The 1,901-nt window shown below is 74.3% G+C and carries 2 protein-coding genes; both read left to right on the top strand.

What is annotated here, in order from left to right; all coding sequences use genetic code 11:
• The first annotated feature begins 58 nt into the window (after window positions 1-58).
• On the top strand, window positions 59-1,480 hold the full coding sequence (locus tag P1P70_RS44100) for an MFS transporter (RefSeq protein ID WP_319248051.1): 1,422 nt from the start codon (window positions 59-61) through the stop codon (window positions 1,478-1,480).
• A complete protein-coding gene (locus tag P1P70_RS44095; RefSeq protein WP_319248049.1) occupies window positions 1,477-1,785 on the top strand; it encodes a hypothetical protein in 309 nt (102 codons plus the stop codon). The genes P1P70_RS44100 and P1P70_RS44095 overlap by 4 nt, the downstream gene beginning before the upstream one ends.
• The last annotated feature ends 116 nt before the right edge of the window (window positions 1,786-1,901 follow it).

Genomic DNA, 1,901 nt, shown 5'->3' with positions numbered 1-1,901 from the left:
CCACCCCCCTTCCCTTCGACCCAAGCCAGTCACTCAACCTCTACGGTGGAACGGGCCCATGACACGTCCGAGGACACCCCGCGCCGGCCGGCCGGCCGAGACCGACGAGCGGTGGAACCCCGCCCTGTGGGGCCTGCTGTTCGTACTGGCCGCCAACATGCTCATCGACGCCCTCGAGGTGTCCGTGGCCCTGGTGGCACTGCCCGCCATCGGCCACGACCTGGGCCTGGCCCCAGCCCAACTGCAATGGGTCGTCTCCGGCTTCGCCGTCGGCTTCGGCGCCCTGCTGCTCTTCGGCGGCCGGCTCGTCACCCTGCTGGGCCGCCGCCCCGTCTATCTGACCGCGCTGCTCGTGTTCGCCGCCGCCTCCCTCGTCAGCGCACTCGCCGACAGCGCCACACTGCTGGTCGCCACCCGCATCGTCAAAGGATTCTGCGCCGCACTGACCGCCCCCACCGGACTCGCCATCATCGCCTCCACCTTCCCCCAAGGCCCCTCACGCAGCCGGGCACTGTCCATCTACTCCCTCTTCGGAGCCAGCGGCTTCTCGGTGGGACTGCTCCTGTCCGGGGCACTCACCGAGACGAGCTGGCGCCTGACCTTCGCCTTCCCCGCCCCCCTCGCCCTGCTCCTCTTCGCCGCCGGGCTGCGGCTCATCCCCCCGGACAGGCCCGACCCCACGACACCGCGGCGGTACGACGCCACAGGCGCCCTCAGCCTCACCGCCGCGATGCTGCTCCTGGTCCACGCCACCGCCTCCGGGCCGGTCACCGGCTTCGACCACCCGCACACCGTCGGCGCCTTCGCACTCGCGGTGCTGCTGGCAGCGCTCTTCGTCCGCACCGAACGCACCGCCGCACACCCCCTGCTGAACCGGCAACTGCTCGCCCACGCACCGCTGCTGCGCTCCGCCCTCGGCGCCGGCGCCCTCAACGGCTCCTACCTGGGACTGCTCCTGGTGACCACCCTGGAACTGCAGCAGCGGGCGGGCTTCGGACCCTGGCAGACCGGCCTCGCCTTCCTGCCCGCCGCCGCACCCCTCACCCTCACCGCACTGCACTCCGGGCGGATCGTCACCCGCTTCGGACCGGCCCCGCTGATCACGGCAGGAGCCACGGCCGCACTCGCCGGCTACGCGCTCTACCCGCGCGACGACGGCGTCCTGCACTACACCACCGACGTACTGCCCACCCTGCTGCTCGTCGGCGCCGCGTTCGTCCTCGCCTTCACCGCCTTCCACGTACAGGCCACCGGATCGGTCCCGGCCACCCAGCAGGCCATGGCCGGCGGCCTCTACCAGACGGCCGTCCAACTGGCCGCAGCCCTGATGACCGTGCTCTGCGCCGTGCTGTACCCGGCGGGCCGGGGGCCGGTGCTCGCGCTGATCACGGCCGTCGCAGCCGCCGGCCTGGCCGTGGCACTGCGCGGCCTCGCCTCGCGCGAAGCGGCGGACAGCGCCGCTCACCGCGCCGGCCCATGAGAGCAGACCTCACCGCGAAGAAGCCGCTACGACTCCCGCTCCTCACAGGCGGCGCGGCGCGCCAGGACCGGTGCGCGGCGCTCGCGGGCCAGTGGTACGCCGCGCCGGCCGGACAACGCGACGAACCGGCGCCCGGCGCCACCCGCCCCACCCGGCCCGCGCTCTGTGCTTCGAGCCGCCACCGCAAGCCGCCCGGCCCCTCTCACCGCAGCGAAGCGGACGCGCACACGGCGCCACCGCCGCACAACCACCGCGGCCGACGGCCTCGACCACGCACCTCACTCGACCCCCACCGCACCGGATGACGAGCCAAGCCGGCCCGCCTGCTCTCCCACGGGCCCCGGCCTGCCCGGCCTGCCCGGCCTGCCCGGCCTGCCAAGCCCGGCCTGCCCGGCCTGCCCGGTGGGCCACCGCACCGCCC

It is taken from the genome of Streptomyces sp. MB09-02B, assembly GCF_033794485.1.
In the GTDB taxonomy this organism is placed as follows: Bacteria; Actinomycetota; Actinomycetes; order Streptomycetales; family Streptomycetaceae; genus Streptomyces.
This window is presented reverse-complemented; position numbering and strand designations above follow the sequence as displayed.

Bases quoted from the DNA above. Each gene is read 5' to 3' on its own strand.
- P1P70_RS44100 (WP_319248051.1), top strand. From the start codon at position 59: ATGACACGTCCGAGGACACCCCGCGCCGGCCGGCCGGCCGAGACCGAC.
- P1P70_RS44095 (WP_319248049.1), top strand. From the start codon at position 1,477: ATGAGAGCAGACCTCACCGCGAAGAAGCCGCTACGACTCCCGCTCCTC.